The organism is Nocardioides currus, assembly GCF_003057875.1.
Lineage (GTDB): Bacteria > Actinomycetota > Actinomycetes > Propionibacteriales > Nocardioidaceae > Nocardioides > Nocardioides currus.
Map to the genome: position 1 here is coordinate 15,261 of NZ_PYXZ01000002.1, position 25,532 is coordinate 40,792.

Sequence of the window (25,532 nt, forward strand, 5' to 3'; positions counted from 1 at the left end):
CGGCGATGCGCTAGCGCCGCCTGCGCTGCAGCTCGATCAGGCGCTCCTGGAGATGCACGTCACCCTCGTTCAGGTGCCACTCGCCGGCGCTGTCGAGCTCCCACGCGATGGTCCCGGGGCTGAACGCGAGGTCGAGGAGCCCGCCCACGGCACCCACGTTGGGCCCCTCCGGCAGGCGCACGAGCACCTCGACGCGGCGGTCGAGGTTGCGGTGCATCATGTCCGCCGACCCGATCCAGGCCAGCGGGTCGCCGTCGTTGACGAACCAGAAGACCCGGCTGTGCTCGAGGAAGCGGCCCAGGATCGAGCGCACGTGGATGGTCTCCGACAGGCCGGGCACGCCGGGGCGCAGCGCGCAGATCCCGCGCACCAGCAGGTCGACGGACACGCCGGCCTGCGAGGCGAGGTAGAGCGCGTCGATGATCGCCTCGTCGACGATCGAGTTGGCCTTGATCCGGATGCCCGAGGGCCGCCCGGCCTGGTGGTTGGCGATCTCGGCGTGGATCTGCGACACCAGGCCGTCGCGGACGCTGTCGGGCGCGACCAGCAGGCCGTCGTACGTCGTGTTGCGGCTGATCCCCGAGAGGTTGTTGAACAGGTGGGCGACGTCCTCGCCGACGGCCGTGTCGGCGGTCAGCAGGCCGAGGTCCTCGTAGAGCCGGGCGGTCTTGGGGTTGTAGTTGCCGGTGCCGATGTGGGTGTAGCGGCGGATGCCGTCGGGCTCGTCGCGCACCACCATCGACAGCTTGCAGTGGGTCTTGAGACCGACGAGGCCGTAGACCACGTGGCACCCGGCGTGCTCGAGCTTGCGGGCCCAGCGGATGTTGGCCTGCTCGTCGAAGCGGGCCTTGATCTCCACGATCACCAGCACCTGCTTGCCGGCCTCGGCCGCGTCGATGAGGGCGTCGATGATCGGGCTGTCGCCCGAGGTGCGGTAGAGCGTCTGCTTGATCGCCAGCACGTGCGGGTCGGCCGCGGCCTGCTCGACGAAGCGCTGCACCGACGTGGCGAACGAGTCGTAGGGGTGGTGGAGCAGCACGTCGTGGCGGCGCACGGAGTCGAAGACGTCCACCGGCTTGGCCGACTCCACCTCCGCGAGCTGGAAGTGGGTGGTGGGGACGAAGGTGGGGTACTTCAGGTCCTCGCGCGGCAGGTCGGCGATCGAGTGCAGTCCGCGCAGGTCGAGGGGGCCGGGCAGGCGCGAGACCTCCTCGCTGCTGACGCCCAGCTCGGAGACGAGCAGGTCGAGCACCTTGGGGTCGATCGACTCCTCGACCTCGAGGCGCACCGGCGGGCCGAACTTGCGCCGCAGGAGCTCCTTCTCGAGGGCCTTGAGCAGGTTCTCCGCGTCGTCCTCCTCGACCTCGAGGTCCTCGTTGCGGGTCACGCGGAACGTGTGGGCCTGCAGCACCTCCATGCCCGGGAAGAGCTTCTTGAGGTGCTCGCCGATGACGTCCTCGAGCGGGACGAAGCGCTGGTTGCCGAGCGGGACGAAGCGGCCGAAGGTCTGCGGCACCTTGACGCGGGCGAAGTGCTCGGTGCCGGTCTTGGGGTGCCGCACGACGACCGCGAGGTTGAGCGAGAGCCCGGAGATGTAGGGGAACGGGTGCGCCGGGTCGACGGCGAGCGGCGTCAGCACAGGGAAGATCCGCTCCTTGAAGAGCTTCTTGCAGATCTTCTGCTCCTCGCGGTCCAGCTCCGACCAGCGGACGATCTCGATCCCCTGGTCGCGCAGGTCGGGGATGACCTGCTCGTTGAAGACGCGCGCGTGCCGCTCCATCAGCTCGCGGCTGCCGGTCCACAGCTGCTCGAGCTGCTCGCGCGGCAGCAGGCCGCTCGCGGCGCGGACCGCGACACCGGCCGCGATCCGGCGCTTGAGGCCGGCGATGCGGACCATGAAGAACTCGTCGAGGTTGCTGGCGAAGATCGCCAGGAACCGGGCCCGCTCGAGGAGCGGCAGGGAGGTGTTCTCGGCCAGCTCGAGGACGCGCTGGTTGAAGCGCAGCCACGACAGCTCGCGGTCGAGGAAGCGGTCGTCGAACTTCTCGACGGCGGCGATCTCCGCGGCGTCGGGGACGTAGGGCGGCTCGACGTCGAAGGTGTCGCTGGGGTGTCCGAAGGGCTCGGCGGTCGGACCGTCCTCGACGGAGGCGCCGACAGTGCTGGGGAGCCGGGTGCTCGGGGGAGTGGTGCTGGGGAGCATCGTGCTGGTGGGCGGCGTGCTGGCCACGGGTGCTTCGGACATGTCGATCAGTCTGGCACCGGATCGTGAACGGCAGGTGTCGCACGCATCGGCGGTGCGTCTAGGTTGCTCGCGTGAACGGCGTCGAGCGGCTGCGAGCACTCGCCCTCAGAGGGCTCCTCGCCCTTCCCCGACGCGTCCAGCGCGTCCTGGCAGGGCGCCCGGTCGTCCTCGACGGCCAGACGCTGGACGTCGAGACCCAGCTGATGCTGCGACTGCAGAAGGTCGCGCGGGAGCCGGCCGTCGAGTCGCTGCCGATCCCGGCCGGACGCCGCGCCCTCGCCCGGCAGTCGGCGCTGGTCGGCGGTCGGCAGCCGATCGGACGGGTGCGCGACGACGTCGTCGCCGGCGTCCCGGCCCGGCTCTACGAGCCGTCCGGCGTCGGCGGCGTCGCGCCGCTGCTCGTGTTCTTCCACGGCGGCGGCTTCATCTACGGCGACCTCGACTCCCACGACGCGGTGTGCCGGTTCCTCGCCGAGCGCGCCGGCGTGCGGATCGTCTCCGTGGACTACCGGCTCGCTCCCGAGGCGCGGTTCCCGGCGGCGTACGACGAGTGCGTCAACGCCTACGCCGAGGTGCTGAAGCGGGCGGACGAGTGGCAGGCCGACCCTGACCGCATCGGGGTCGGCGGGGACAGCGCGGGCGGCAACCTCGCGGCCGGGGTCGCCATCGAGGCGGCCCAGCAGGGCTGGCCGTGCGCCCTCCAGCTCCTCGTCTATCCCATGACCGACGCGGCGTCCGACACCCGCAGCAAGCGCCTGTTCTCCGAGGGCTTCTACCTGACCCGGCGGTTCCGCGAGCTGGCGACCGACACCTACACCCCCGACCCCGCGACCCGGACGGACCCGCGGGTGAGCCCGCTGCTGGCCGACCTGCCGCCCGACCTCGCTCCGGCCTTCGTCGTGACCGCCGGCTTCGACCCGCTGCGCGACGAGGGGGAGGCCTACGCCGAGCGGCTGCGCGGGGCCGGCGTCGCCGTCGAGGCCGTGCGCCACCCGCACCTGATCCACGGGTTCCTCAACATGGTCGGCGTCGGCAGCAGCGCGCGAGCAGCAGTGGCTGGGATCGCGGACGCGCTGCGAGCGGGACTGGTGCGCTGACCTGCCATGACCCCATCACGACGGGCGGCGTGGTTCCGCCCCGACATCGACGGCCTGCGGGCCGTCGCCGTCGTGATGGTCGTCGGCTACCACGCGCAGTGGCCGGGCTTCACCGCGGGACTGGTGGGCGTCGACGTCTTCCTGGTGATCTCGGGCTTCGTCATCACCGCGATGCTGCTGCGCGAGCTCGAGGCCACCGGCCGGGTGTCGTGGCCGGCCTTCTTCGCCCGACGCGTACGCCGCCTGCTTCCCGCCGCCGCCCTGATGGTCGCCGTCGTGGTGGCCCTCGCGGGGCTGGTCGGGTCGGCCTGGAGCGACCCGTGGACCGTGCCGCTCGCGGGGGTCGCCGCCCTCACCTCGACCGCGAACCTCCACTACTGGTGGACGTGGCGCGACGGGATGGTGGCCGGTGAGCCGACGCCGCTGCTGCACACGTGGTCGCTCTCGATGGAGGAGCAGTTCTACCTCGTGCTCCCCCTCGTCGCCTTCGCGACGCTGTGGCTCGCGCGCGGCCTCATCGCGCGGGGACGTACGACGCCGCGCGCCGCGCTGCTCGTCGCCACCGTCCTCCTGGGTGCGGGCTCCTACGCGTGGACGTCGGCGGTCAGCGGGGACACCGCACCGGGGCTTCTCTACCTGCTGCCCTTCCGCGCCTTCGAGCTCTGCCTCGGTGTCGCCGTCGCCCTCGTGGGTCGTGAGGTGGGGTCGGGCCGCGTGCGGACAGTCCTCGGCGTGAGCGGCCTGGTGCTGCTCGCCACCGTCATGGCCGTCCCCGACCGGCTGGGGGCCTACCCCGGCCACCTGGTGCTGCTGCCCTGCCTCGGCGCGGTCGCCCTCGTCCTGGCGCGACCGTCGTGGCTCGCGCTGCCCCCGCTGGTCTACGTCGGCACGCTGTCGTACGGGTGGTACCTCTGGCACCTGCCCGCCATCGAGCTGGCCCGAGCCTGGAACCTCGGGCCGGTCCCGGAGTCCACGGTCACCCTGCTGGCGATCGGCTCGCTCGTGCCCGCCGCGCTCAGCCACCACCTGCTCGAGCAGCCGATCCGTCGACGGCAGGCGCGGGCGGTGCCGACCCTGGCCGCCGCGTTGTCGACCGTGCTCGTCCTGTCCGTGGCCAGTGCCGGCGTCGGTGCCCAGGCGGCGTCCCGCCCGGCCGACTTCCCGCGCCCGCCGGCGAGCTGCCGGCTCGAGCCCACCGACACCGTGCCGCGGACGGGCGCCCGCTGCGAGGTGACGCACTTCGACGCTCGCCGACCGACGGTGGTGCTGCGCGGCGACAGCCAGGCCTGGCAGCTGCTCCCCGCCGTGCTCGGCGAGGCCCGCGAGCGAGACGTCAACGTCGTGGCGTGGATCTATCCCGACTGCCCGCCGCTGGAGCTCACCGACGAGGCGGCGTGGCGGTTCCTCACGACGTACGAACGTGGCTCACCCGGCTGGAACCGGTGGGCCGACTGCCTCGTGGTCAACCAGATGGCCTCGCTCGACCTCGCCGGGCTCCGGGACGGTGCCGGAGTCGCGACGATCGCCGCCGCGGCGTGGCCCGCCTACCGCGACGGCGCCGAGCCGCGGGTGCTGCGGATGCTGGACCGGGCGACGCGCGGGCTGGCGCAGGAGATCACGACCTTCGTGGCCCCGGTGCCCGAGCTCGCCGCCTCCGGGACCTCCTGCTCCACCCGGTGGTGGCGGGTCGCTGCGTGCGACGTCGACCGGGACGTGGCGTCCGCGGCGTCGGGGGAGAGCGCCCGCTGGCTAGAGGCCTCGGCCGGCGATGCGCGGGTGGTCGACCTGACCGACGAGCTGTGCGACGACCGGTCCTGCCGTGCCGAGGCAGAGGGCACGCCGGTCTACGTCGACCCGACGCACCTCGACGCCCGGTGGGTCGAGCGGCAGGCGGCGTACTTCACCGACGTGCTGGACGACCTGGTCGGTAGGGCTGATCAGTAGACGAGGGCCTGCACCCCGTCGCCGAGGATCTCCTCCGCGAAGACCGCGGCGCCGGCGATCGTCAGGCCCTCACGCAGGTCGCCCTCGACGATCCCGCGCCGCGCCGCGCACTGGGTGCAGACCGTGACGCGGCCGGCGTCGGCGACGACGCCCAGCAGGTCGGCCAGCGGCGTCGCGAGGTCGAGCTCGAACTCCTCCGCGCGGCCCGGCAGTGCGAACCACGCCGCCTCGCCGGTCAGCCACAGCGAGACGTCGGCCCCGCCCGCGACGGCGGCGGCCGCGACCGTGAAGGCCTGGTTGCACCGCTCCGCGTCCTCGGAGCCGCAGGTCACCTTGACGACGAGTGAGCGAGCCATGCCAGCAGCCTAGAGTGAGCGCCATGGTCTTCGAGATCCCCGACAACCTGCACCCCAACTGCGCTCCCGTCGCCTGGCTGCTCGGCACCTGGCGCGGCAACGGCCACGGGGACTACCCGACGATCGAGGGCTTCGAGTTCGGCCAGGAGCTGATCTTCACCCACGACGGGCGCCCGTTCTTCCACTACATGTCGCGCGCGTGGATCGTGGACGCCGAGGGTGAGCTCGTCCGCGACGCCGCCATGGAGTCGGGCTTCCTGCGCTGCCCAGAGCCGGGCAAGCTCGAGCTGCTGCTCGCGCACAACACCGGCTTCGCCGAGGTCTGGTACGGCGCTGCCGACGCCGGCAAGGTCGAGCTGCACACCGCCGGGGTCGGATTCACCGAGACCGCCAAGGAGGTCACCTCCGGGTCGCGGATGTACGGCAACGTCGATGGCGACCTGCTCTACGCCTACGACATGGCGGCGATGGGCCAGGAGCTCCAGCCGCACACGTGGGCGCGGCTCAAGCGCGCCTGACCCGCGACCTAGACTCGGGGACATGATCTCGCCCCTGCTCCACCTGCCCGGCGCCGTCGGGGGCGACGGGATCGACGCCCCCGTCGCGGCCCACTACGGCTCGTTCAACGGCGAGCAGCGCGTGCTCGAGGCGGGCGAGGGCTTCGTCGACCTGTCGCACCGTGACGTCGTGAGCGTCACCGGCCCCGACCGGCTCACCTGGCTGCACAGCCTGACCACCCAGTTCTTCGACGGCCTCGCTCCCGGCGTGTGGACCCAGGCGCTGATCCTGAGCCCGCAGGGCCACGTCGAGCACGCCTTCGAGGGCGTCGACGACGGCGAGTCGTTCGTCGCGCACACCGAGCCGGGCGCGGGCCAGGCGCTGGTCGACTTCCTCGACCGCATGCGCTTCATGATGCGCGTCGAGGTCGCGCTGCGGACCTCTGAGACGGCCGTCGCGTGGCGCCCGGCGACGAGCGAGCGCGGTGCGACGTACGACCTGGTGCCGCGCGAGCGCCTCGAGGACTACGCCGCGGCAGCGGGCCCGGCTGCCGGCCTCTGGGCCTTCGAGGCCCTGCGCATCGCCCGCGGCGAGCCGCGCTTCGGGATCGACACGGACCACCGCTCGATCCCCAACGAGCTCGGCTGGATCGGCCCGGCCGTGCACCTCGACAAGGGCTGCTACCGCGGCCAGGAGACCGTCGCTCGCGTGCACACGCTCGGCCGGCCGCCGCGCCGGCTCACCCTGCTCCACCTCGACGGCTCCGAGAACCGGCTGCCGCCGCACGGCAGCGAGGTCAGCGTGGGGGAGAAGGTCGTCGGCTTCGTCGGCTCGTCGGCCCGCCACCACGAGCTCGGTCCGATCGCGCTGGCCATGGTCAAGCGCAACGTCGCGATCGACGCCGTGCTGACCGTCGACGACATGCCGGCCGCGCAGGAGGTCGTCGTCGATCCCGAGGTCGGGCTGCACGTGCGGCCGCAGCGGTGAACCACCCCGTCCCGCTCGACCGGATCCGCGCGGTCAGCGACGCGGCCGCCGCCGTCGACGGGGTCGAGCCGCTCGACGAGGGCACCTGGCTCGCGCTGCGCGGCGACGCCGAGGGCTGGACCGTGACCGCCACCGACGTCGGGTTCGCGCTGACCCACGGCGAGGACCTGCACCTCGTCATCCACCCCGACGCTCGGGGCCGTGGCCTTGCCGGTGGGCTGGTGAGCCAGGTCGCGGGTCCGTCGCAGGCGTGGTCGCACGGTGACCATCCCGCCGCCGCGGCCCTCGCGGCGCGGTTCGGCTACGAGCGGGTGCGCGACCTCTGGGTGATGCGCCGCCCGACCAGCGACCCGCTGCCGCCGCCCACCGACGTGCCCATCCGGGCCTGGACCCCGGCCGAGACCGACGAGCTGCTCCGCGTCAACGCCGCCGCGTTCGCCCACCACCCCGAGCAGGGGGCGATGGACCACGCCAACCTGGCGGCCCGGATGGCCGAGCCGTGGTTCGACCCGGCGGGGCTGCTGGTGGCGATGTCGGACGACGGCGAGCGCATGCTCGGCTTCCACTGGACCAAGCAGCACTCGGCGGACCTCGGCGAGGTCTACGTCGTCGGCATCGCGCCCGAGGCGCAGGGCCGCGGCCTCGGCCGCGCGCTCACCCTGGCCGGGCTGCACCACCTCGCCGGGCTCGGCGTCGCGGAGGTCCTGCTGTACGTCGAGGCCGACAACCACGCCGCCCGTGCGACGTACAGCAAGCTCGGCTTCACCCACGCCGACGCCGACACGCACGTGATGTATCGCCGGGAGGCGTGAGTCAGGCGTCGGCGCGCTCCTCGGCCGCTGCGTCGGCGTCCTCGCGGGCGGCCAGCACGAAGCGGTAGCCCACGTTGCGGACGGTGCCGATGAGGTGCTCGTTCTCGGGGCCGAGCTTCGCGCGCAGCCGGCGCACGTGGACGTCGACGGTGCGGGTGCCGCCGAAGTAGTCGTAGCCCCACACCTCCTGCAGCAGCTGCTGGCGGGTGAAGACCCGACCGGGGTGCTGGGCGAGGAACTTCAGGAGCTCGAACTCCTTGTAGGTCAGGTCGAGCGCGCGGCCGCTGATCTTCGCGGTGTACGTCGCGTCGTCGACCACGACCTCGCCGGAGCGGATCACGTGGGACGACGGGTCGGCCGCCTCGCGCGCGGCGGTGAGTCGCCCGATCGCCAACCGGATCCTCGCCTCGAGCTCGGCCGGCCCGCAGGTGTGGAGCACCACGTCGTCCATCGCCCAGTCGTGGGCCACGACGGCCAGCCCGCCCTCGGTGACCACCAGCAGCACCGGGACGTCGCTGCCGGTGGTGCGGATCAGTCGGCACAGGTCACGGGCGTGGGCCAGCTCCTGCCGGCCGTCGACCAGCACGAGGTCGGAGTCGGGAGCCTCGAGCAGCGCACTGCCCTCGGCGGGCAGGATCTTCACCGTGTGGCCCAGCAGGGCGAGGGCAGGCAGCACCTCGGCGGACGGCTGCAAGGCGCCGGTCAGCAGGAGCAACGTGCCCATGGTGGTCCTTCCCATGACGGAGGAATACGTAAGGATAGGGCTCGTGAGCACCTCCACGGGCCGGACCGGCGCGGCTGAGACGACTGTCACCGCCCGCTACTGGGCCGGGGCCCGGTCGGCGGCCGGGGTCGACGCGGACGTCTTCGACGTCGACGGGCCCACCACGCTGGCCGAGGTCGTACGCCGCGTGCTCGCCGCCCACCCGGGCGCCGACGTCGCCCGGACCATCGGCGTCTGCTCGGTGCTGGTGGACGACCGGCCGGCCGGCACCGACGACCCGGCGCAGGTCGTCGTCGCGCCGGGCGCGAGCGTCGAGTTCCTCCCGCCGTTCGCCGGCGGCTGAGCCGCCGGGCGGACTCGTCCCGGCGACCGACAACCAAACGGCTTGTCGGATCGTCACCACCCGTGTGCGAGTGCGCCGCATCGCGGTGGTTTGATCTCGACCGGTTGTGGGAAGTGCGGGCTGAGGACGACTCAGTCCGAAGTGATCACCTAAGTAGGGGGAAGTATGAGCAATGCCATTTCCCGGCGCCTCGCGCGCCGCATGACTGCGATGGGTGCGGGCGCCGCACTCGTCGCCGCGGGACTGAGTCTGGGGGTGATGGCCCCCGCCAACGCGGCTGCGACGGTGAACCTCGGCCTGATCGACGGCCAGGGCAACCCGGTCTCGGGCAACGTGACCATCTACCAGCAGGGCTCCGGCGGCACGTTCTCCTACTGGGGCAACGACTTCGTCGAGGCGAGCGGCTACCTCGAGACGCAGCTGCCCGACGGCGTCTACAAGCTGAGCTACAGCAGCGGCACCTACATCGAGTACTACAAGGACAAGGCCGACCAGGCCACCGCCGACACCTTCACCGTCAGCGGCACCACGGCCGTCTCGCTCGGCCAGTGGACCATCGACCAGCCCTACCTCACCGGCACGGTGACCAACGCCGCGGGCAAGCCGCTCGCCGGCGTCGAGGTCAACGCGCTGGACGCCGTCGAGGGTGACTACGCCGGCACCGGCTACACGAACGTCAACGGCGTCTACAAGTTCCCCAGCCAGGCCGCCCCGGTCAAGGTGGCCTACTCGGCCAACGGCTACGCCACCGAGTACTACAACGACAAGGGCAACTTCGCCGAGGCCGAGCCGGTCGCCGCGACCGCCGCGGGCGCCGTGCTCAACGTCGTGCTCACCGCCGGCGGCTCCATCAGCGGCCAGGTCACCAGCGACGCCGGTGCCCCGCTGGAGTTCATCCGGGTCAGCAGCTCGAGCGGCGGCAGCGACTACACGGACAAGAACGGCATCTACACGATCAAGAACGCCTCCGTGGGCGGCCAGACGATCCAGTTCTCGGACCCGATCGGTGAGTACGCCTCGGAGCTGTTCAACAACATCACGACCACGGGCGACCCGACCCCGGTCGTCGTCGGTCCCGACCAGGCCGTGGGCAACATCAACGCCAACATGACCCCCAAGCCCGCCGACCCGAGCAAGACGGTCGAGCTGACGGGCTCCGTCAAGGACAGCCTCGGCGCGCCGATCGTCGGAGCCGTAGTGTCGGCTCACACCACGCCGGGCATCCCGACCGACCAGCGTAGCGTCGAGACGGTCTACTCCAACCGCCAGGGCGTCTACAGCTTCACCGAGCTCGAGAAGGTCCAGGGCGAGAACCAGTTCAAGGTCCAGGCCGGTGCCGACGAGCAGGGTGACGACGACGCGTTCGAGCTCTTCTCGACCTGGTTCGGTGGCGGTCAGAACTACGACGGCTCGCCGGCCGTGACGGTCACCCCGGGCACGCCCGTCGGGGCCGTCGACTTCGTCCTCGACCGTGCCGGCGGCATCGCGGGCTCGGTGACCGGCATCGCCGGTGCCCCGCTGAGCCCCAGCGTCAGCGCCTTCGGTCCGGTGGACGGCCAGTTCGCCTCGGTCGGTGCGGTCTTCGAGGCCGACTCGACCTTCGAGTCCCGCTCGATCCGCCCGGGCACCTACAAGATCCGCTTCGACGACAACACCGGCTACCACGCCGGTGAGTGGTGGAAGGACAAGTCGGCGATCGACGACGCCGTCCTCGTGACCGTCAAGGCCGGTCAGGTCACCAGCGGCCTGAACGCCGTCCTCGGCAACAAGCTCGCGGCCACCGAGCGGCCCGAGATCCCCGGCTACCCGTGGGTGGGCAAGCCCGTGACCGCCGACCCCGGCGCATGGAACCTGCAGACCGACACGGCCTTCAAGTACCAGTGGCTCGTCGGCACGACCGTCGTCGGCCAGGGTGACACGTTCACCCCGACCTCCGCGCAGATCGGCGACCGCCTCACCCTGCGCGTGACCGCGGAGAACGGCCGCCTCGTCGGCACCGCCACCTCGGCCCCGTCGGCCAAGATCGGCTACCAGCCGAAGGTGAAGGTCAAGGTCAAGGGCGGCCAGGCCTCCTTCAAGGTCAAGGCCAGCCCGGTCAAGGCCAAGAAGGTCAAGGGCTCGATCGTCGTCAAGGAGATCGTCAAGGTCACCGACAACGGCACCGTGAAGTACAAGAAGGTCGCCAAGGCCAAGATCAAGAAGGGCAAGGGCGCCGTCTCGCTGGGCAAGCTGAAGAAGGGCAAGCACAAGCTCGTCTTCTTCTTCACCGGCAAGGGCAGCGTCGGCTCGACCGAGGTCGCCAAGAAGGTGAAGGTCAAGCGCTGACGCGCCGAGCCTGAGCACCACCCGATGCACCAGGCGATGCCCCGACGAAGCGATTCGTCGGGGCATCGTCGCGTCCGGGGTCGCGTGCGTCCGCCCTCGTCGGGGGGAGGGCGAACAGGGCGAGCGTGATGAAGAACCACAGGTGCCGGTCCCAGATGATGTTCTCCAGCATCCCGAGCACGAAGTAGCCCGCGAGCGCGGCCAGGACGCTGGCGCGCAGGGCGTCCTCGCGGCGTACGCCGAGGACGAGCTGTCGGACGAGGAGGGTGCCGATCGTCCCCCAGATCGTCAGGAAGCCCAGCACCCCCAGGACGCCCCCGACGTTGGCCGACTCGAGCAACAGGTTGTGGGCGTCGAGGCCCTGGTCGAACCCGAGCCCGGTCCACGGGTGGCGCCCGATCTCCTCGATCGCGTCACGCGCCTTCTGGACGTGGTCGGCGTTGCTCAGGTCGACGTGACCACTGAGCTCGCCGCGGCCCAGCAGCCGGAAGACCGTGCTGCCCTGCGGCATGAACGGCATCGCGACGACCAGCGCGACGGCGCCGGCCACGCCGAGGGCGAAGGCGGCCCGGATCGCCGGCCAGCGGCCCAGGAGGGCGAGGTAGCCCAGCGCGGCCATCGTGCCCAGCAGGGCGGAGCGGCTGCCGGTGAGGAGACCGCCGTACCCGCAGACCACGAACAGGACGGCCGCCGCGAGCCGGGCCCGGCGGTCGCGGGTCGAGACGAACCAGCCGACGGCGACCACGGAGCCGAACATCGCGGCGAGGGCGAGGTGCATCTGGTGCTCGCTGAATCCCATGGCTCGCTGGAAGTAGGAGCTGGTGCGACCGGCCATCGCCCCCAGCGAGCTGATCGCGGCGCCGGCGGCATACATCAGCGCGAGGTACGACGCGGCACGAGGACTCGGGTCGAGGACGCTCAGCAGGCCCATCACGACGGGGGCGCCGATCAGGAAGCGGAGCATCGCGCCGGTCTCGTCCCACGACCCGTCGGCCATCGTGCCGAGGAACCCGCCGGCGGTCAGGAGCAGCACGCCGGTGAAGACGACGAGCACCTGCGGTGGCATGCGCAGCCGCGGCAGCAGCGGCAGGCAGACCGCGGCGAGCGCGACCAGGGCGAGGTCACCGACGGCGGTCGAGTGGAACGGCCGGATCCCGTTGAGGGGCTGGAGCACGGCGACGACCCCGACCGGCAGGAGCAGCGACGTCCCGAGGCGGGCGTGCATCGACACGGTCAGGACCGCGAGCAGCACCACCCCGGCGCCCAGCAGCCCGATGACGATCGCCCCGCTCACGGCGGCCAGACTAGTCCGGCTCGAAGCGGGCGCGGTGTGATACTTCACTTCCGCACCAGGAGCCGGAAGGACGCCCATGACGATCAGCCAGTACGCCCGTCGCATCCTCGCGAGGTGGCGGCTCCTGGCCCTGGTCACGGCGGCGGTGCTCGCCGCGGCCGTCGTGGTGACGCTGACGACCCCCGTCACCTACACGTCGTCGTCCCAGCTCTACGTCGCGAGCCTGAGCGACCAGCCCGACATGGAGTCGGTGCAGGCCGCAGGTCTGCACGCGCAGGGACGGATGTACTCGTACGCCGCCGTCGCGGGCTCGCAGCAGATGGCCAGCCTGGTCGCCGACGACCTGGGCGAGGACGCCATGGACGACGCGCTGATCCGCACCGAGGTGCCCTACGGCACGGTGCTGATCAACCTCACGGTCACCGCCCCGACGGCCCAGCGGGCGCAGGACATCTCGCAATCGGTCGCCGACAACTACAACACCCTGCTCACCGACGTCGAGGGCGCGCGCGCCACCGAGCTGAAGGTCGGCGTCTCCACGGTCAACCAGCCCTCGCTGCCGACCAGCCCGTCGTCGCCGAAGATCGCCCTCAACCTGCTCGCGGGCCTGCTCGCCGGCCTGGCGCTCGGGATCGCCGTCGCCGCGGTGCGCGACCTGCTCGACACCAGCGTCCGCGCCGACGAGGCCGACGCCCTGGGCACGCCGGTCCTCGGCCGGCTCCCGCGGATCGGCGAGGGTGACCGGACCCTGGTCGCCGGCTCGGAGACGCCGGTCGCCGAGGCGGTCCGGCGGCTGCGCATCCGGATGGAGACCGGCCACCACCGGCTGGTCCTGGTCGCAGCCGTCGACCGGGGCGACGCCGCCGCCGTCGCCACCCTGCTGGCACAGTCGCTCGCGCAGGCGGGACGGGAGGTCTCGCTCGTCGACGCCGACCTGCGGCACCCGGTCGTGGCCGAGCGGCTCGGCCTGACCGCGACCCCCGGGCTCGACGCCGTGCTGCGCGGCGAGGCCGACCTGGCCCCGGGGGTGGTCACGACCGCCGACGGGCTCCGGGTGCTGGCGGGAGACCGCGCCGCGACCGGCGCGCTGGAGCTGGTCGACTCGCCCGCGATGGGACGGGTGCTCGACGAGCTCGGTGCCGACCGGCGCCACGTCGTCGTGCTCGCCCCCGCGCTCGACGCCGTCGCGGACGCTGCCGCGCTCGCTCGCCGTGTCGACGCCGTGCTCCTGGTGGTCGAGGCGGGCCGCACCCGGCAGGCCGACCTGACGCGCACGCTGACGGAGCTCGACCCGCGCACCGAGGTGTTCCTCGTCGTCACCGGCGCGTGAGGTGACGGCCGCCGTGCGGCACCCGGCCGTCGCGGTGCTCGCGTCGTCCGTGGTCGCCCAGCTCGCGCTGCTCGTCTCCGGCCCGCTCGTGGTGCGGCTGCTCGGGGTGCCAGGGCGCGGCGAGCTGGCCCTCGCGTGGAGCGTGGTGCTGGGCGCCAGCCAGGTCGCGATGCTCGGCCTGCCGACCGCGGTCACGTGGTTCGCCGCGAGCCGGGGGATCGAGCCGGTGCGGATCGTGAGCGGCGTGCTGAGGGGCTACCTCGTCCAGGTCGCGGTGAGCGCCGTCGCCGTCGCGGGGGTCGTCGTCCTGCTGACCGGCGGCGGCTGGGTCCGCGGGGTCATCGCCCTCGCAGGCGTGCTGGCGCTGATGCTCGCCGTGCTCGGGCTCGCGGCGCTCCAGGGGCTGGGCCGTTTCGGTGCGTTCGCAGTCCTCCAGGCGCTGCCGGCCGTGTCGTACGCCGCGGTGGTGGCCGTGCTCTGGGTCCGCGACGCCGGCTCGGTGACGACGCTGCTCGCGCTCAGCCTCGCCGGCTGGGCGGTCGTGGCGGCCGTGTCGCTCGCCCTCGGGCTGCGGTCGTCCGGCAACGAGCCCACCGCGCTGCCCACCCCGGAGCAGACGCGCGCCTACGGTCGTCGTGCGGCGATCGCCGGGCTGGCACCGATCGACACCCTCGGCCTCGAGCAGGTGCTGCTCGGGCTGGTGGCGAGCCACTACGTCCTGGGGCTCTTCGTCGTGGGGTGGGCCTTCGAGACCGGGCCGGTGATGGTGCTGGCGGCGCTCGCCGCGTTCGTCGGTCCGCGGCTGAGCACCCTGGCGGGCGGCCACCGGGAGTTCGTACGGCGCTGGCTGCTGGTCTCCGTCGCTGTCGGGGTGGTGGTGTGCGCGGCGATCCAGCTCGTGCTCGCGCCGGTGCTGGTGTGGGCGTTCGGACCCGAGGCCGAGCCGGCGCTGGACCTGGCGCGGGTGCTGACGGCGGCGGGCGTGCTGCTGGGGCTGCGACGGGTGACCGCCTCCTGCCTCGTGGGGCTCGGCCGGGCGAGCGGCGCGACCGCAGCCGAGCTGGCGGGGCTGGCGACGATGGTGGTCGGCATGCTGGCGAGCTCGCCCGGCGACCACCCGCTGCGACCGGGACTGGTGCTCCTCGCCGCGGGGGCCGTGACGCTCGTCGGCCAGGCGGTGCAGCTCGTCAGAGCACTGAACGGACCAGCTCCCGCGTCCCGCTGACCGTCCTCGCCCAGGTGAAGCTCGCCGCGTGATCGATCGCCGCGGCGACGACCGCCCCGTCGGCGGCCAAGGCCTCACGCGTCGCGCGTGCGACCTCGTCGGGGGTCCATCCGGTCATGGCGAAGGCGTGACCGCCCGCCACCTCGAGCATCGCCGGGTCGGGCCCGACCACCACCGGGACGCCCAGCCGCATGCCCTCCAGCACAGGCAGCCCGAAGCCCTCGAAGTCCGACGCCATCACGACGACGGCGGCGCGCCCCAGCCACGCGGCGTACTCCTCGTCCGGCACATAGGGGTCGCCGAGGACGACCAGCTCGGGTGCATCCGGCCCGAGCACTCGCCAGCCGGCGCGCACCAGGTCGGCGTTCTTATTGGTCTGGTGGGCGAAGGTCACCACCGGCCCGGTGCGAGCGCCGGCGCCCGGCGTGCCGGCGACGTGGTCGGCGCCGTGGTGCACGACCGCGCTCGGCGTCGACCTCGTGCGCGGGTGGACCGTGTGCAGGTCGTCGAGCGTGCGGCGGCTGATCGCGAGGTGCGCGTCCGCGAGGGCGTAGCCGCGGGCGTAGGACACGCGACGCAGCACGCGCCGTACGCGACCGAACTGGTCGGGTCGGAGGTCGTGGCGCAGGTCGTGGACCACGACGACGAGAGGCGCGCCGAGCCGGCGCACCGTGGTCGAGGGCAGGGTGGCGAGGACGGCGTCGGGGCGCAGCTCGCGCACCAGCCGCGGCAGGTGACGGCTCTGCGCCACGGCGCGGGACAGCGATCGACGGTGGCCCAGCGGCACCCGGTGGGCGACCACGCCGTCGGGCACCGGCAGGTGCGAGTCGTCGGCGAGGAGCACGTGCACCTCGTCGTCGGGGGCCGTCGCCGGCCAGGCCGCGAGGAGGTGCTGAGCGTAGGTCCTGATCCCGCCGAAGTCGGCCGGCAGGGCGTCGACCAGGATCTTCACCGGATCCTCACCGGCGCACGAACAGGGTGTCCGACTGGAGCAGGCGACCGTCGGCCCCCGAGATGCCGGCGTCCCAGGTCCACGGGTCCAGGCCACGGCGCTCGAGTCGCTCGGTGAGGTCGGCGCCCGTCGCCTGACCCGTGTAGAGCTCGGCCCAGGAGAGCTCGAGCTGGATCGCGGCGAACGCGTCGAGCAGGTCGTCGGCGCCGTCGAGGACGGCGGCCTCGAAGCCCTGGGTGTCGACCTTGAGCAGGGCGCGCGCGGGGTCGATGCCCTCCTGCTCGACCAGCCCGGTGATCGTCACCACCTCGACCTCGAGCTCGCGCACCGTGCGCGAGGCCGGGTCCGCGGCGAGGTGGAGGTCGGTGAGAGGCAGCAGCGAGGACGAGTAGGAGTTGGCCGACACGTGGATGGTCGCGCGTCCGGGTTGAGCGCCGGCGGCGACCCGGTGGCCGGTCCAGTCGTCGTCGGAGCGCATCCTCCGCGACAGCCGGCCGAAGGCGTCCGGCAACGGCTCGAGCGAGACGATGCGACCCGCGAACCCGGCGGCGCGGACCATCGCGGCGTACTGCCCGACGTTGGCGCCCACGTCGACCACCGTGTCGATCCCGCGGCTGGCCAGGGTCTGGGCGACGCGACGCACGAACGGCGTGCGCCCGAGGTCGAGGTCGGCGGTCAGCAGCGCGCGGCGCAGGGCGAGCTTCACGTGCTCACGGGCCGCGCCCACTCGTCCGTTGTAGCTCATGTGCGTACTCGCTTCGCTCCGTGCGCGCATGAGGCACCGTCCGCGCTGTGTCGGATGATTCGCTCCCTTCGGTCGCTCATGCCGGCCTCCTCTCGCGTGGGAGGGTACGCCGCACGGAGGCCGCCCTCGCGGTGCACGGCGCCTCGACGGCACGGAACAGCAGCTCGCCGGCGACGAGGCTGGCGAGGAGACCGAGCAGGCACATGACGACCAGGGCCGCCGTCTCGCCGGGCACCTCGTCGACGCCGGCACGCCACACCAGCTCCAGGGCGACGGCGTGCAGGAGGTAGGTGCTGTAGGAGCGCGAGCCGAGCCGCTGCGGGCCACGTCGGGCGAGCAGGTCGCGCAGCGCGCTCGGTCCGCCGACGAGGTCGCCGCGCAGGATCCACAGCAGCAGGACGGGCGCCACGACGCAGTCGACGACGAGGTAGCGGGTCGCGCTCGAGGAGAGGTCGCCCAGGAGCAGCACCGCCCCGGCGACGAGCAGGAACGACGCGCCGATCGCACCGGCGAACGCCGGCGTGACCTCGAGCGGTCGCTGGCGGCGTACGCCCGACCAGAACGCCGCCATGAACGCGAGCACGAAGTGCGGGGCGATGAACCCCGGGGCGAGGAACGCGATCGCGAGCGTGCCGAGGACGCCCGCGACGAGCACGGTCGCCTCGCGACGGAACAGCACCACCAGCGGGGCGAGGAGGTAGAGGTGGAGCTCGACCGGCACCGTCCACAGCGGGTGGCTGATCGGGACCATGCCCGCGAGGTCGGTGACGAGCAGCAGCGTGGCCCAGGTCCGCTCGGGGGTGAACGGCAGGCCGGTGTCCCAGTGGGATCCGTGCGGCTCGGCGAGCCCGAGCCACGCCATCGCGGCGATGGTCAGCAGGACGGCGATCCAGTACGGCGGCAGGATCCGCCAGCAGCGGCGGAGCGTGAAGCGGCGCAGGTCACCGTCCCAGTGCCGGCCGAGCAGGAAGCCCGAGAGCACGATGAAGCTCAGCAGCGACAGCCGGGCGGCGACGCCGAGCGGGAGCATGAGCGCGTGTTGGACCGGTGTCGGGTCGGCCGGGACGACGGTCAGGACGGCGTGCCACACGACCACGACGACCAGCGCGACCCCGCGGATGCCGTCGCTCCACGGCAGCGGGGGGAGTCGGCGTCGTGCGCCGGCCGGTGCTGTCACCGGTGGTGCCGCGCGGTGATCCCGAAGGTGCAGCGCATCGAGGTGCGCTCGCCCAGCCGCTGGAGGAGACGGCTCTGGGTCGACCAGTACTCGTCGAGCTCGGCGTCCGCGAAGTGCTCCTCGAGCAGGCCGACCAGCGCGTGCTGGTCGACGCCGTCGCGCACGGTGTGGAACTCGACCATGTCGGAGGCCTCGGTCTCGACGAAGCCGTGGCGCAGGCGTCGCCAGCGGGTGGCGAGGCCGCGTCGCAGGTTGCCCTGGGCGATACGCCAGGCGAGGTAGCTGGCCTGCTCGGTCGCGTGGGTGACCCGCGAGCGGGCGGGATACCAGGTCGGGTCCATCGTCGAGTAGAAGGCGCTGCCCGCGGGCATCACGGCCACGAGCTCGCCGACGGCGCCGAGGTAGTCGGGGATGTGGTGCAGGACCGAGACGTAGACGAGGGCCTCGCACCCCGCGGCGACCAGCTCCGTCGCGGCGGTGCCGTCGGGGTCGTGGACCACCCGGATGCGCGGGTCGTCGGCGAACCGCTCGCGGAGGACCTCGGCGCTCGGCCCGCTCATCTCGGTCACCGTCACGGTGGCGCCGGCCGCCAGCAGGGCCGCGGTGAAGGTGCCGTGGCCGGCGCCGACCTCGACCACCCGGCACCGGTCGTGCCGGTCGAGCAGGCCGGCCACGAGGTCGTGCAGCTGCTCCTCGATGCGCGCGGTGAGTCGGGCGTGCGTCAGGTGCGGGGATCCGTAGGCGTAGTCGCGACCGGCGCCGTAGTCCGACTCCTGCATCTGTGCCATCGACTTCTCCACCCGCACAAGCGTGAAGGATGGCACAGTGACCCCACTCACTGCCGGTCGTTGACCGGTGCAGGGCGAACGGAAGGGTCGACGTGCACGCAGAGGTCCTGGTTGCCGGTGGTGGCGGGTTCATCGGCGGTCATCTCGTGGCGCGCCTGCTCGCCGAGGGGCGCAGTGTGCGCAGCGTCGACGTGAAGCCGCTCGACGAGTGGCACCAGCTCCACCCGGCGGCGGACAACGTGGTCGCCGACCTCTCGCTGCTCGACTCCGCGATGAGCGCGACGAGAGGGGTGGGTGAGGTCTACATGCTGGCCGCCGACATGGGCGGCATGGGCTTCATCGAGAACAACAAGGCGGCGTGCATGCTGTCGGTGCTGACCAGCACCCACATGCTGCAGGCGGCCCGGGCCCACGACGTCGAGCGCTACTTCTACTCGTCCTCGGCGTGCGTCTACCCGGCCGGGCTCCAGGACACCGCCTGCGTGACCGCGCTCCGCGAGGACGACGCCTACCCGGCGATGCCCGAGGACGGCTACGGGTGGGAGAAGCTCTTCACGGAGCGGATGTGCCGGCACTTCCTCGAGGACTTCGGCCTCGAGACCCGCGTCGCGCGCTACCACAACGTCTACGGACCCGAGGGCACGTGGGACGGCGGCCGGGAGAAGGCCCCCGCCGCCGTGTGTCGCAAGGTCGCCCTCGCCGTGATCACCGGCGATCACCGGCTGGAGATCTGGGGGGACGGTCACCAGACCCGCAGCTTCACCTACATCGACGACTGCCTCGACGGCACCGACCTCGTGATGCGCGGCTCCAGTCCCGACCCGGTCAACATCGGCAGCGCCGAGCTGGTGAGCATCAACCAGCTCGTCGACATCGTCGAGCAGATCGCCGGCGTCAGCTGCGAGCGGACCCACCTCCTCGACGCGCCCCTGGGCGTGCGGGGCCGCAACAGCGACAACACGGTGGTGACCGAGCGCTACGGCTGGGCGCCCACGACGTCGTTGTACGACGGCCTCGAGTCGACGTACGCCTGGGTCCACGACCAGCTCAAGCGGTCGATGGGCTGACGTGCGGATCCTGGTCTTCGACTTCAGCGGACATCCCTTCCAGGCCCAGCTGAGTCGCGAGCTCGTGCGTCGCGGGCACGACGTCGTGCACTCGTGGTGCGCCGCCTACGTCAGCGGGCGCGGCCAGCTCGCCGCGAAGCCGGGGGAGACGGTGCGGTTCGAACCCGTCTCGACCGGCCGCTCGATCGCCAAGACGAGCTACCTGCGCCGGTCGCTGCAGGAGGTGCGCCTCGGTCTCGACCTGGTGCGCCACGTGCTGCGCCGTCGCCCCGAGGTCGTGCTGGTGGCCAACACGCCGATCCCGATGCTGGTGATGCTCGGTGCCGTGCTCGCCGTGCGCCGTACACCCTTCGTGCTGTGGCACCAGGACGCCCAGGCGCTGGCGGTGTCACGGCTGGCCGGCACCAAGCTGTCCCCGGTCTTCGGTGTGCTGGCCCGCGTCCTCGGGTGGGGTGAGCGGTGGGCCTCGCGTCGTGCGAAGGCGGTCGTGGCCATCACGCCCGCCTTCCTGGCCGTGCACGAGGAGTGGGGGACCGCGGACAAGGTGACGGTGATCCCCAACTGGGCACCGCTCGACGAGATCACCCCCAGACCGCGGGACAACGACTGGGCCGCCCGCCACGACCTGGTCACCGAGCGCACACTGCTCTACTCCGGCACGCTCGGGCTCAAGCACGACCCCGAGCTGCTCGTCGGGCTCGCTGCGGCCGTCCGGGGGCACGGGACCCCTGTGCGGCTGGTCGTCGTCAACGAGGGTCCCGCCGAGCCCGTCGTGCGCGCCGCCGCCGAGCGCCACGGCGTCCCGCTCACGCTCCTGCCGTTCCAGGCGTACGACGACCTGCCCGACGTGCTGGCGGCTGGGGACCTGCTCGTGGTGCTGCTCGAGCAGGACGCCGGTGAGTTCTCGGTGCCCTCCAAGACCCTGTCCTACCTCGCCGCCGGACGCCCCGTGCTGGGGCTGATGCCACCCGAGAACCTCGCGGCCCGCTTGATCGCCGACGCCGGCGGTTATGTCGCCGGCCCCCATCGCTCGGCACTGGCCGCCGCCGCCGCGTGGGCGGACCGACTGCTGCGCGACCCCGCCCGCCTCGCGCAGCTCGGGTCCGAGTCGCGCGCGCTCGCCGAGCGCGAGTTCGGACTCGCCCGGAGCGCCGAGGAGTTCGAGCGGATCCTCACCGCTGCGGTTGGCAGGTGGATACCAGATCGGCCGTTTTCGGTTGCCGACCCGAGCTCGTAGGTAACTGGTTACCAACCGAGTGGGGTGGGGGCGCAGAAATGGCCGATTCGGTATGCACCTGCCAACCTCAGCCGCGGCGGGGCACCCCGCTCCCGCCGATGAACGCGAACCGACGGGTGGAGTCAAGGACGTCGTCGTCGCTCGCGGGCTCGGGAGGACCGTTCTCGACGTAGGTCAGCTGACAGTGCCGGGTCAGCAGGTCGTGGGCCGCCTCCAGGGCGAGTGGCTCGTGGGTGGCCGTCACCATCTGTCGCAGCCCGCGGACCAGCACCAGGGTGTGGGTGAGCGTGGGGACATCGCGACAGGCCGTGACGCGGTGGAGCCGCTCGAGCTCCTGTCGCTCCCACTGGGCGATCCGCGAACCGACGAGGTCGTGGTGGCGTCCGTGCTCCTGCAGGGACAGCCAGACACGGGTCCACTCGACCTCGTCGCCGCTCAGCGGCAGGAACAGTCGCAGGCACGAGGCGATGTCGAGATCGGCTGCGCCCTGGAGGATGGGACGGCCCTCGACACGCAGGCGCGACGTCTGACCGAGGTGCACGAACCACCGACGGCCGATGGCCTCGGTGAGCTGCTCCCACATCTGTGCCGTCGTGCCGAACCACGTGAGGACGGCGGCCGGCGTGACCCGCAGGTGGCCAGCGAGCGACCCGGCGGAGATGCTGCGGCAGCCGCCCGCAGCGATCATCGCGATGGCCACGTCGGCACAGTTCTCGGCGCGGTTGAACGACGCCGGACGCATGATCGGTGAGTCGCGTGTGAAGAGGGCGTTGGACGACATGTCTGAAGCGGACCACGAACGGCGCTCCTGTGGCCCGGGTCGTCCACAGGCGATCTCAATGGATGGAACGGCTATCCATGATGTGAGACGAACCGGGGGCGGCTGCGGCGTCCGCCCTAGAGTCGTCAGCATGTTCTCGACCATGCTGACCAAGCGCCGCGCAGTGGACCACTGCCGCACGCGCTCGGCGCTGTGTCGAATGCCCTGACGAGCCCGCACTCGATTCCTCGCTAAGTCCACTTGCTTTGTGGACTATTCTGGCGGGAGTGGGCTCGTTCCTGCGTGCTGCCACGGCGGCGCGCCCCGCGGTCCCTCACGCCGCCACCCGCCACAGCCCTCCAGCACTGCCTTCCAGCACTGCCTTCCAGCACTGCCTTCCACCGCACGCCACGCACGACACACCAAGGAGCACACCCCATGAGCCGCGAAGACGCACTCGTCACCGTCCAGTGGGTCGAGGACAACCTCGACACCCCCGGCGTCGTCCTGGTCGAGGTCGACGAGGACACCACGTCCTACGACAAGGGCCACATCCGTGGCGCCATCAAGCTCGACTGGACCACCGACCTCCAGGACCAGGTCCGCCGCGACTTCGTCAACAAGGCGCAGTTCGAGGCCCTGCTCTCCGAGCGCGGCATCAGCAACGACGACACCGTCGTGCTGTACGGCGGCAACAACAACTGGTTCGCCGCCTACGCGTACTGGTACTTCACGCTCTACGGACACGCCGACGTCAAGCTGATGGACGGCGGCCGCAAGAAGTGGGAGCTCGACTCCCGCGAGCTGACCGACGAGCTGCCGACCCGCGAGAAGACGACCTACACCGCGCAGGAGCAGGACACCTCGATCCGCGCCTTCCGCGACGAGGTCGTCGCGGCCATCGGCTCGCAGAACCTCGTCGACGTCCGCAGCCCCGACGAGTACGCCGGCCGCCTGCTGGCCCCGGCCCACCTCCCGCAGGAGCAGGCCCAGCGCGCCGGCCACGTGCCGACGTCGGTCAACGTGCCGTGGAGCAAGAACGCCAACGACGACGGCACGTTCAAGTCCGAGGCGGACCTGCAGGCGCTGTACGCCGAGGTCGGCTTCGACGAGAGCCTCGACACCATCGCGCTGTGCCGCATCGGTGAGCGCTCCTCGCTGACGTGGTTCGTGCTGCAGGAGCTCCTCGGCAAGAAGAACGTCAAGAACTACGACGGCTCGTGGACCGAGTACGGCTCCCTCGTCGGCGTCCCCGTGGCGCTCGGCGACGAGCCCGGGGAGGCATGAGATGTGCGGCGCCACTGAGGGCGGCCTCTCGCTCGACGGGGTCAACACCAAGATCGAGGCCGTGATCCAGGGCCAGGTCACGCGCTCGGGCGACCCCGTGCCCAACGCGTACGTGCGCCTGCTGGACCGCACCGGCGAGTTCACCGCCGAGGTCCCGACGTCGGCCACCGGCCACTTCCGGTTCTTCGCCGGCGACGGCGAGTGGACCCTGCGCACCCTGGCCCCGAAGGCCGAGCCCGTCGACACCCGCGTGGTGGCGGCGGTCGGCTCGGTCGCCGAGGTCGCGGTCGCGATCTGAGCACTGCATGACCGGAATCGTGATCCTGGGGGTGGCCGTCGTCGTGGCGGTCACCTTCGGGGTCTTCCGGCGCGCCACGGACGGTGCCTTCGCGGCCGAGTCCGAGAGCACGACCTGGACGCAGGTCAGCGCCGCCCTGCCGTCGGCGTCCCTCGGGGAGCGGGCCACCCTGGTCCAGTTCTCCTCCGCCTTCTGTGCCCCGTGCCGCACGACCCGTGTCGTGCTCGCCGACATCGCCGAGCAGCGCGACGGGGTCGCGCACCTCGAGGTCGACGCCGAGCAGCACCTCGAGCTCGTGCGGGCGCTCGACGTGCGGCGCACGCCCACGACCCTCGTCCTCGACGCGAGCGGCCACGAGGTCGCGCGCGCAGCGGGGGCGCCCCGTCGGGACCAGGTGCTGGCCGTCCTGCCGATCGGAGCCACCCCGTGATCGACCCCCGCGGACCCCGGTTCACCGCCGCCGTGACCCTCGTCGTCCTCGCGGTGGCCCTCCTCGTCCCGACCCCGGCCGCGGTGGTGGTCGTGGCCGGCCAGGCCGTCTTCTTCGCGATCGGCGCGGGCCTGGGCGTGCAGCACACCCCCACCGCCGTCGTCTTCCGCACCCTGGTGCGCCCTCGGCTGGCTCCACCGGCCGCGCTCGAGGACGCGCGACCGCCTCGCTTCGCCCAAGGTGTGGGCCTGCTGTTCACCGTGGCGGCCCTGATCGCGTTCGCCACGGGCGCCGTGCTGGTCGCCCAGGTCGCGATCGGCTTCGCGGTGGTCGCCGCCCTCCTCAACGCCGTGTTCGGGCTCTGCCTGGGCTGCGAGCTCTACCTGCTGGGCCTGAGGCTGCGCACGGCCTGATTGGGTCCGTCCACCGGTCGTGCGAGAGGATGCGCGACATGTTCCGATCGCGCTCCGCCGTACGCCGCTCCGCCGCCACCGCCTGCGTGGTGGCCAGCCTGCTCGCCGCGACCGCCTGCTCCGGCGGCGCGTCCGGGATCGAGCTGTCCGAGTCGGACTACGAGGACGGCGAGGGCATCTCGGCGAGCATGCTCCCGCAGATCGCGGCCCCCGGTGAGGACCCGGAGAAGTCCGACCGGGCGTCGTACGTCGTGGACGCGACCGTGGACGGCGCGGGCGCCGGCCAGGCCGTGGAGCTGCAGGTCGAGGACGGCGGCGACTGGAAGGTCGTCGACAGCGCGGACACCGACGACGAGGGCCGCGTCGCGCTCACCACCGACGAGACCGGCAAGCTCCGCGTCGTCTCCGACGGCGAGAAGGCGGTCGGCGTGCACGTCTCGACCGACGACGCCCTCCAGCCGGCGTTCGTCGACGAGTTCGACGAGTTCCACAAGGAGGCGTGGGGCACCCGCGACCAGGGCTACACCGGCGTCCGCCTGTGCTCCCGCGCGTCCGACGACGCCGTCGAGGTGGCGGACGGCACGCTGCAGCTGAGCGTGCTCGACGACCCCGACAAGGGCACCTGCAAGGTCAAGGGCAAGAAGTACGACTACCGCCTCAACGGCCACATCGGCAGCGGCTACAGCTTCCTGTACGGCGTCGCGGCCGCGCGCATCAAGTTCCAGGAGCTGCGCGGCCAGCACGGCTCCTTCTGGCTGCAGGGCTTCGGCTCCAAGCCGGTCGGCAAGGCCGAGGACACCGGCGCCGAGATCGACGTCATCGAGTACTTCGGCGACGACCACCCCGACGGCGGGCTCACCAGCTTCGTCTACTGGCACCCGACCGCCAAGGGCAAGACCGCCGGCGGCTGGCTGCCCGATCCCGACCAGTTCGGTGGCGACTGGTCCTCGAAGTACCACGTCTTCTCGGTGGAGTGGACCCCGGAGAAGTACGTCTTCCGCATCGACGGCCACGTCACCAACACGATCACCCAGGGCGTCTCCGGCGTCCCGGAGTTCCTGATCCTGAGCCTCCTCAGCTCCGACTACGAGCTCCAGCACCTCGGCGGCGACGACGAGCTGCCGCAGCGCATGGACGTCGACTGGGTGAAGGTCTGGCCCAAGCCGGCCGCCTGACGCGAGCGCCGTACACACGACGA

At 72.2% G+C, this 25,532-nt stretch carries 25 protein-coding genes; 16 read left to right on the plus strand and 9 right to left on the minus strand.

The genetic code is table 11. The features are described from left to right. Positions 1–10: 10 nt before the first annotated feature. A complete protein-coding gene (locus tag C7S10_RS05115; RefSeq protein ID WP_243395223.1) occupies positions 11–2,245 on the minus strand; it encodes an RNA degradosome polyphosphate kinase in 2,235 nt (744 codons plus the stop codon). A 71-nt stretch (positions 2,246–2,316) separates the two neighbouring features. Here C7S10_RS05115 and C7S10_RS05120 point away from each other — a divergent pair, with 71 nt between their 5' ends. Together C7S10_RS05120 and C7S10_RS05125 are read left to right on the plus strand one after the other, a co-directional pair. Beyond that, positions 2,317–3,342 carry an alpha/beta hydrolase gene (locus C7S10_RS05120; RefSeq protein ID WP_243395224.1) on the plus strand — a complete coding sequence of 342 codons (1,026 nt, stop codon included), beginning with the start codon at positions 2,317–2,319 and terminating at the stop codon, positions 3,340–3,342. 6 nt (positions 3,343–3,348) lie between these two features. Further along, positions 3,349–5,286: an acyltransferase family protein gene (locus C7S10_RS05125; protein WP_108343362.1), complete on the plus strand. Its 1,938-nt coding sequence runs from the start codon at positions 3,349–3,351 to the stop codon at positions 5,284–5,286. On the opposite strand, the gene C7S10_RS05130 is transcribed toward C7S10_RS05125, so the two are convergent. Further along, entirely contained in the window at positions 5,280–5,642 is a 363-nt protein-coding gene (locus tag C7S10_RS05130) for a DsrE family protein (RefSeq protein ID WP_108343363.1), read from the minus strand. The two genes, C7S10_RS05125 and C7S10_RS05130, sit on opposite strands and share 7 nt — an antisense overlap. Positions 5,643–5,665: 23 nt before the next feature. Here C7S10_RS05130 and C7S10_RS05135 point away from each other — a divergent pair, with 23 nt between their 5' ends. Genes C7S10_RS05135 through mshD form a run of 3 tightly spaced genes read left to right on the plus strand, consistent with a single transcriptional unit; the run spans position 5,666 to position 7,939 of the window. Next, positions 5,666–6,160: a heme-binding beta-barrel domain-containing protein gene (locus tag C7S10_RS05135; protein ID WP_108343364.1), complete on the plus strand. Its 495-nt coding sequence runs from the start codon at positions 5,666–5,668 to the stop codon at positions 6,158–6,160. Between the two features lie 22 nt (positions 6,161–6,182). Beyond that, positions 6,183–7,127 carry a CAF17-like 4Fe-4S cluster assembly/insertion protein YgfZ gene (gene ygfZ / locus C7S10_RS05140; RefSeq protein WP_108343365.1) on the plus strand — a complete coding sequence of 315 codons (945 nt, stop codon included), beginning with the start codon at positions 6,183–6,185 and terminating at the stop codon, positions 7,125–7,127. Then, on the plus strand, positions 7,124–7,939 hold the full coding sequence (mshD, locus tag C7S10_RS05145) for a mycothiol synthase (protein ID WP_108343366.1): 816 nt from the start codon (positions 7,124–7,126) through the stop codon (positions 7,937–7,939). Before ygfZ ends, mshD begins: the two co-directional genes overlap by 4 nt. 1 nt (position 7,940) lies before the next feature. Here mshD and C7S10_RS05150 read toward each other — a convergent pair whose 3' ends face one another. Beyond that, positions 7,941–8,663 (minus strand): response regulator transcription factor, encoded by a 723-nt coding sequence (locus C7S10_RS05150; RefSeq protein ID WP_108343367.1) that lies wholly within the window; start codon positions 8,661–8,663, stop codon positions 7,941–7,943. 43 nt (positions 8,664–8,706) lie between these two features. On the opposite strand from C7S10_RS05150, the gene C7S10_RS05155 reads away from it, so the two are divergent. Both C7S10_RS05155 and C7S10_RS05160 read left to right on the plus strand, forming a co-directional pair. After that, positions 8,707–9,006, plus strand: a complete 300-nt coding sequence (locus tag C7S10_RS05155) for a MoaD/ThiS family protein (RefSeq protein WP_243395225.1) — start codon at positions 8,707–8,709, stop codon at positions 9,004–9,006. Between the two features lie 165 nt (positions 9,007–9,171). Then, positions 9,172–11,331: a carboxypeptidase-like regulatory domain-containing protein gene (locus C7S10_RS05160; RefSeq protein WP_114327781.1), complete on the plus strand. Its 2,160-nt coding sequence runs from the start codon at positions 9,172–9,174 to the stop codon at positions 11,329–11,331. On the opposite strand, the gene C7S10_RS05165 is transcribed toward C7S10_RS05160, so the two are convergent. Next, positions 11,321–12,625 carry an O-antigen ligase family protein gene (locus C7S10_RS05165; RefSeq protein ID WP_108343369.1) on the minus strand — a complete coding sequence of 435 codons (1,305 nt, stop codon included), beginning with the start codon at positions 12,623–12,625 and terminating at the stop codon, positions 11,321–11,323. The two genes, C7S10_RS05160 and C7S10_RS05165, sit on opposite strands and share 11 nt — an antisense overlap. A gap of 76 nt (positions 12,626–12,701) precedes the next feature. Here C7S10_RS05165 and C7S10_RS05170 point away from each other — a divergent pair, with 76 nt between their 5' ends. Together C7S10_RS05170 and C7S10_RS05175 are read left to right on the plus strand one after the other, a co-directional pair. Continuing rightward, the gene (locus C7S10_RS05170; RefSeq protein WP_108343370.1) at positions 12,702–13,955 is read left to right on the plus strand and encodes a Wzz/FepE/Etk N-terminal domain-containing protein; all 1,254 of its coding nucleotides are present in this window, start codon (positions 12,702–12,704) and stop codon (positions 13,953–13,955) included. 13 nt (positions 13,956–13,968) lie between these two features. Continuing rightward, complete coding sequence (locus tag C7S10_RS05175; protein WP_165807058.1) at positions 13,969–15,180, plus strand: lipopolysaccharide biosynthesis protein; 1,212 nt, start codon at positions 13,969–13,971, stop codon at positions 15,178–15,180. Here the strand turns inward: C7S10_RS05175 and C7S10_RS05180 are convergent. The 4 genes from C7S10_RS05180 to C7S10_RS05195 form a co-directional block, all read right to left on the minus strand. Further along, complete coding sequence (locus tag C7S10_RS05180; RefSeq protein ID WP_165807059.1) at positions 15,143–16,132, minus strand: glycosyltransferase; 990 nt, start codon at positions 16,130–16,132, stop codon at positions 15,143–15,145. The two genes, C7S10_RS05175 and C7S10_RS05180, sit on opposite strands and share 38 nt — an antisense overlap. A gap of 7 nt (positions 16,133–16,139) precedes the next feature. Then, positions 16,140–16,877, minus strand: coding sequence for an FkbM family methyltransferase (locus tag C7S10_RS05185; protein ID WP_165807060.1), 738 nt, complete (start codon positions 16,875–16,877; stop codon positions 16,140–16,142). Positions 16,878–16,953: 76 nt separating this feature from the next. Continuing rightward, positions 16,954–18,054 carry an acyltransferase family protein gene (locus C7S10_RS05190; protein WP_165807061.1) on the minus strand — a complete coding sequence of 367 codons (1,101 nt, stop codon included), beginning with the start codon at positions 18,052–18,054 and terminating at the stop codon, positions 16,954–16,956. After that, on the minus strand, positions 18,051–18,842 hold the full coding sequence (locus C7S10_RS05195) for a methyltransferase (protein WP_108343988.1): 792 nt from the start codon (positions 18,840–18,842) through the stop codon (positions 18,051–18,053). Before C7S10_RS05195 ends, C7S10_RS05190 begins: the two co-directional genes overlap by 4 nt. Before the next feature lie 92 nt (positions 18,843–18,934). Between C7S10_RS05195 and C7S10_RS05200 the strand changes: the two genes are divergently transcribed. Both C7S10_RS05200 and C7S10_RS05205 read left to right on the plus strand, forming a co-directional pair. Next, a complete protein-coding gene (locus C7S10_RS05200) occupies positions 18,935–19,909 on the plus strand; it encodes an NAD-dependent epimerase/dehydratase family protein (protein WP_108343374.1) in 975 nt (324 codons plus the stop codon). Position 19,910: 1 nt separating this feature from the next. Beyond that, positions 19,911–21,146, plus strand: a complete 1,236-nt coding sequence (locus C7S10_RS05205; protein WP_108343375.1) for a glycosyltransferase family 4 protein — start codon at positions 19,911–19,913, stop codon at positions 21,144–21,146. Positions 21,147–21,213: 67 nt separating this feature from the next. Here the strand turns inward: C7S10_RS05205 and C7S10_RS05210 are convergent, their stop codons facing one another. Further along, on the minus strand, positions 21,214–21,927 hold the full coding sequence (locus tag C7S10_RS05210; RefSeq protein ID WP_108343376.1) for a hypothetical protein: 714 nt from the start codon (positions 21,925–21,927) through the stop codon (positions 21,214–21,216). 417 nt (positions 21,928–22,344) lie between these two features. Here C7S10_RS05210 and C7S10_RS05215 point away from each other — a divergent pair, with 417 nt between their 5' ends. Genes C7S10_RS05215 through C7S10_RS05235 form a run of 5 tightly spaced genes read left to right on the plus strand, consistent with a single transcriptional unit; the run spans position 22,345 to position 25,509 of the window. Further along, positions 22,345–23,193 (plus strand): sulfurtransferase, encoded by an 849-nt coding sequence (locus tag C7S10_RS05215; protein ID WP_108343377.1) that lies wholly within the window; start codon positions 22,345–22,347, stop codon positions 23,191–23,193. 1 nt (position 23,194) lies between these two features. Further along, positions 23,195–23,491: a DUF1416 domain-containing protein gene (locus tag C7S10_RS05220; RefSeq protein WP_108343378.1), complete on the plus strand. Its 297-nt coding sequence runs from the start codon at positions 23,195–23,197 to the stop codon at positions 23,489–23,491. A gap of 7 nt (positions 23,492–23,498) precedes the next feature. After that, the gene (locus tag C7S10_RS05225) at positions 23,499–23,921 is read left to right on the plus strand and encodes a TlpA family protein disulfide reductase (protein WP_108343379.1); all 423 of its coding nucleotides are present in this window, start codon (positions 23,499–23,501) and stop codon (positions 23,919–23,921) included. Beyond that, positions 23,918–24,334: a DUF4395 domain-containing protein gene (locus C7S10_RS05230; RefSeq protein ID WP_108343380.1), complete on the plus strand. Its 417-nt coding sequence runs from the start codon at positions 23,918–23,920 to the stop codon at positions 24,332–24,334. The genes C7S10_RS05225 and C7S10_RS05230 overlap by 4 nt, the downstream gene beginning before the upstream one ends. Before the next feature lie 38 nt (positions 24,335–24,372). Further along, positions 24,373–25,509: a glycoside hydrolase family 16 protein gene (locus C7S10_RS05235; RefSeq protein ID WP_114327782.1), complete on the plus strand. Its 1,137-nt coding sequence runs from the start codon at positions 24,373–24,375 to the stop codon at positions 25,507–25,509. Positions 25,510–25,532 lie beyond the last annotated feature (23 nt).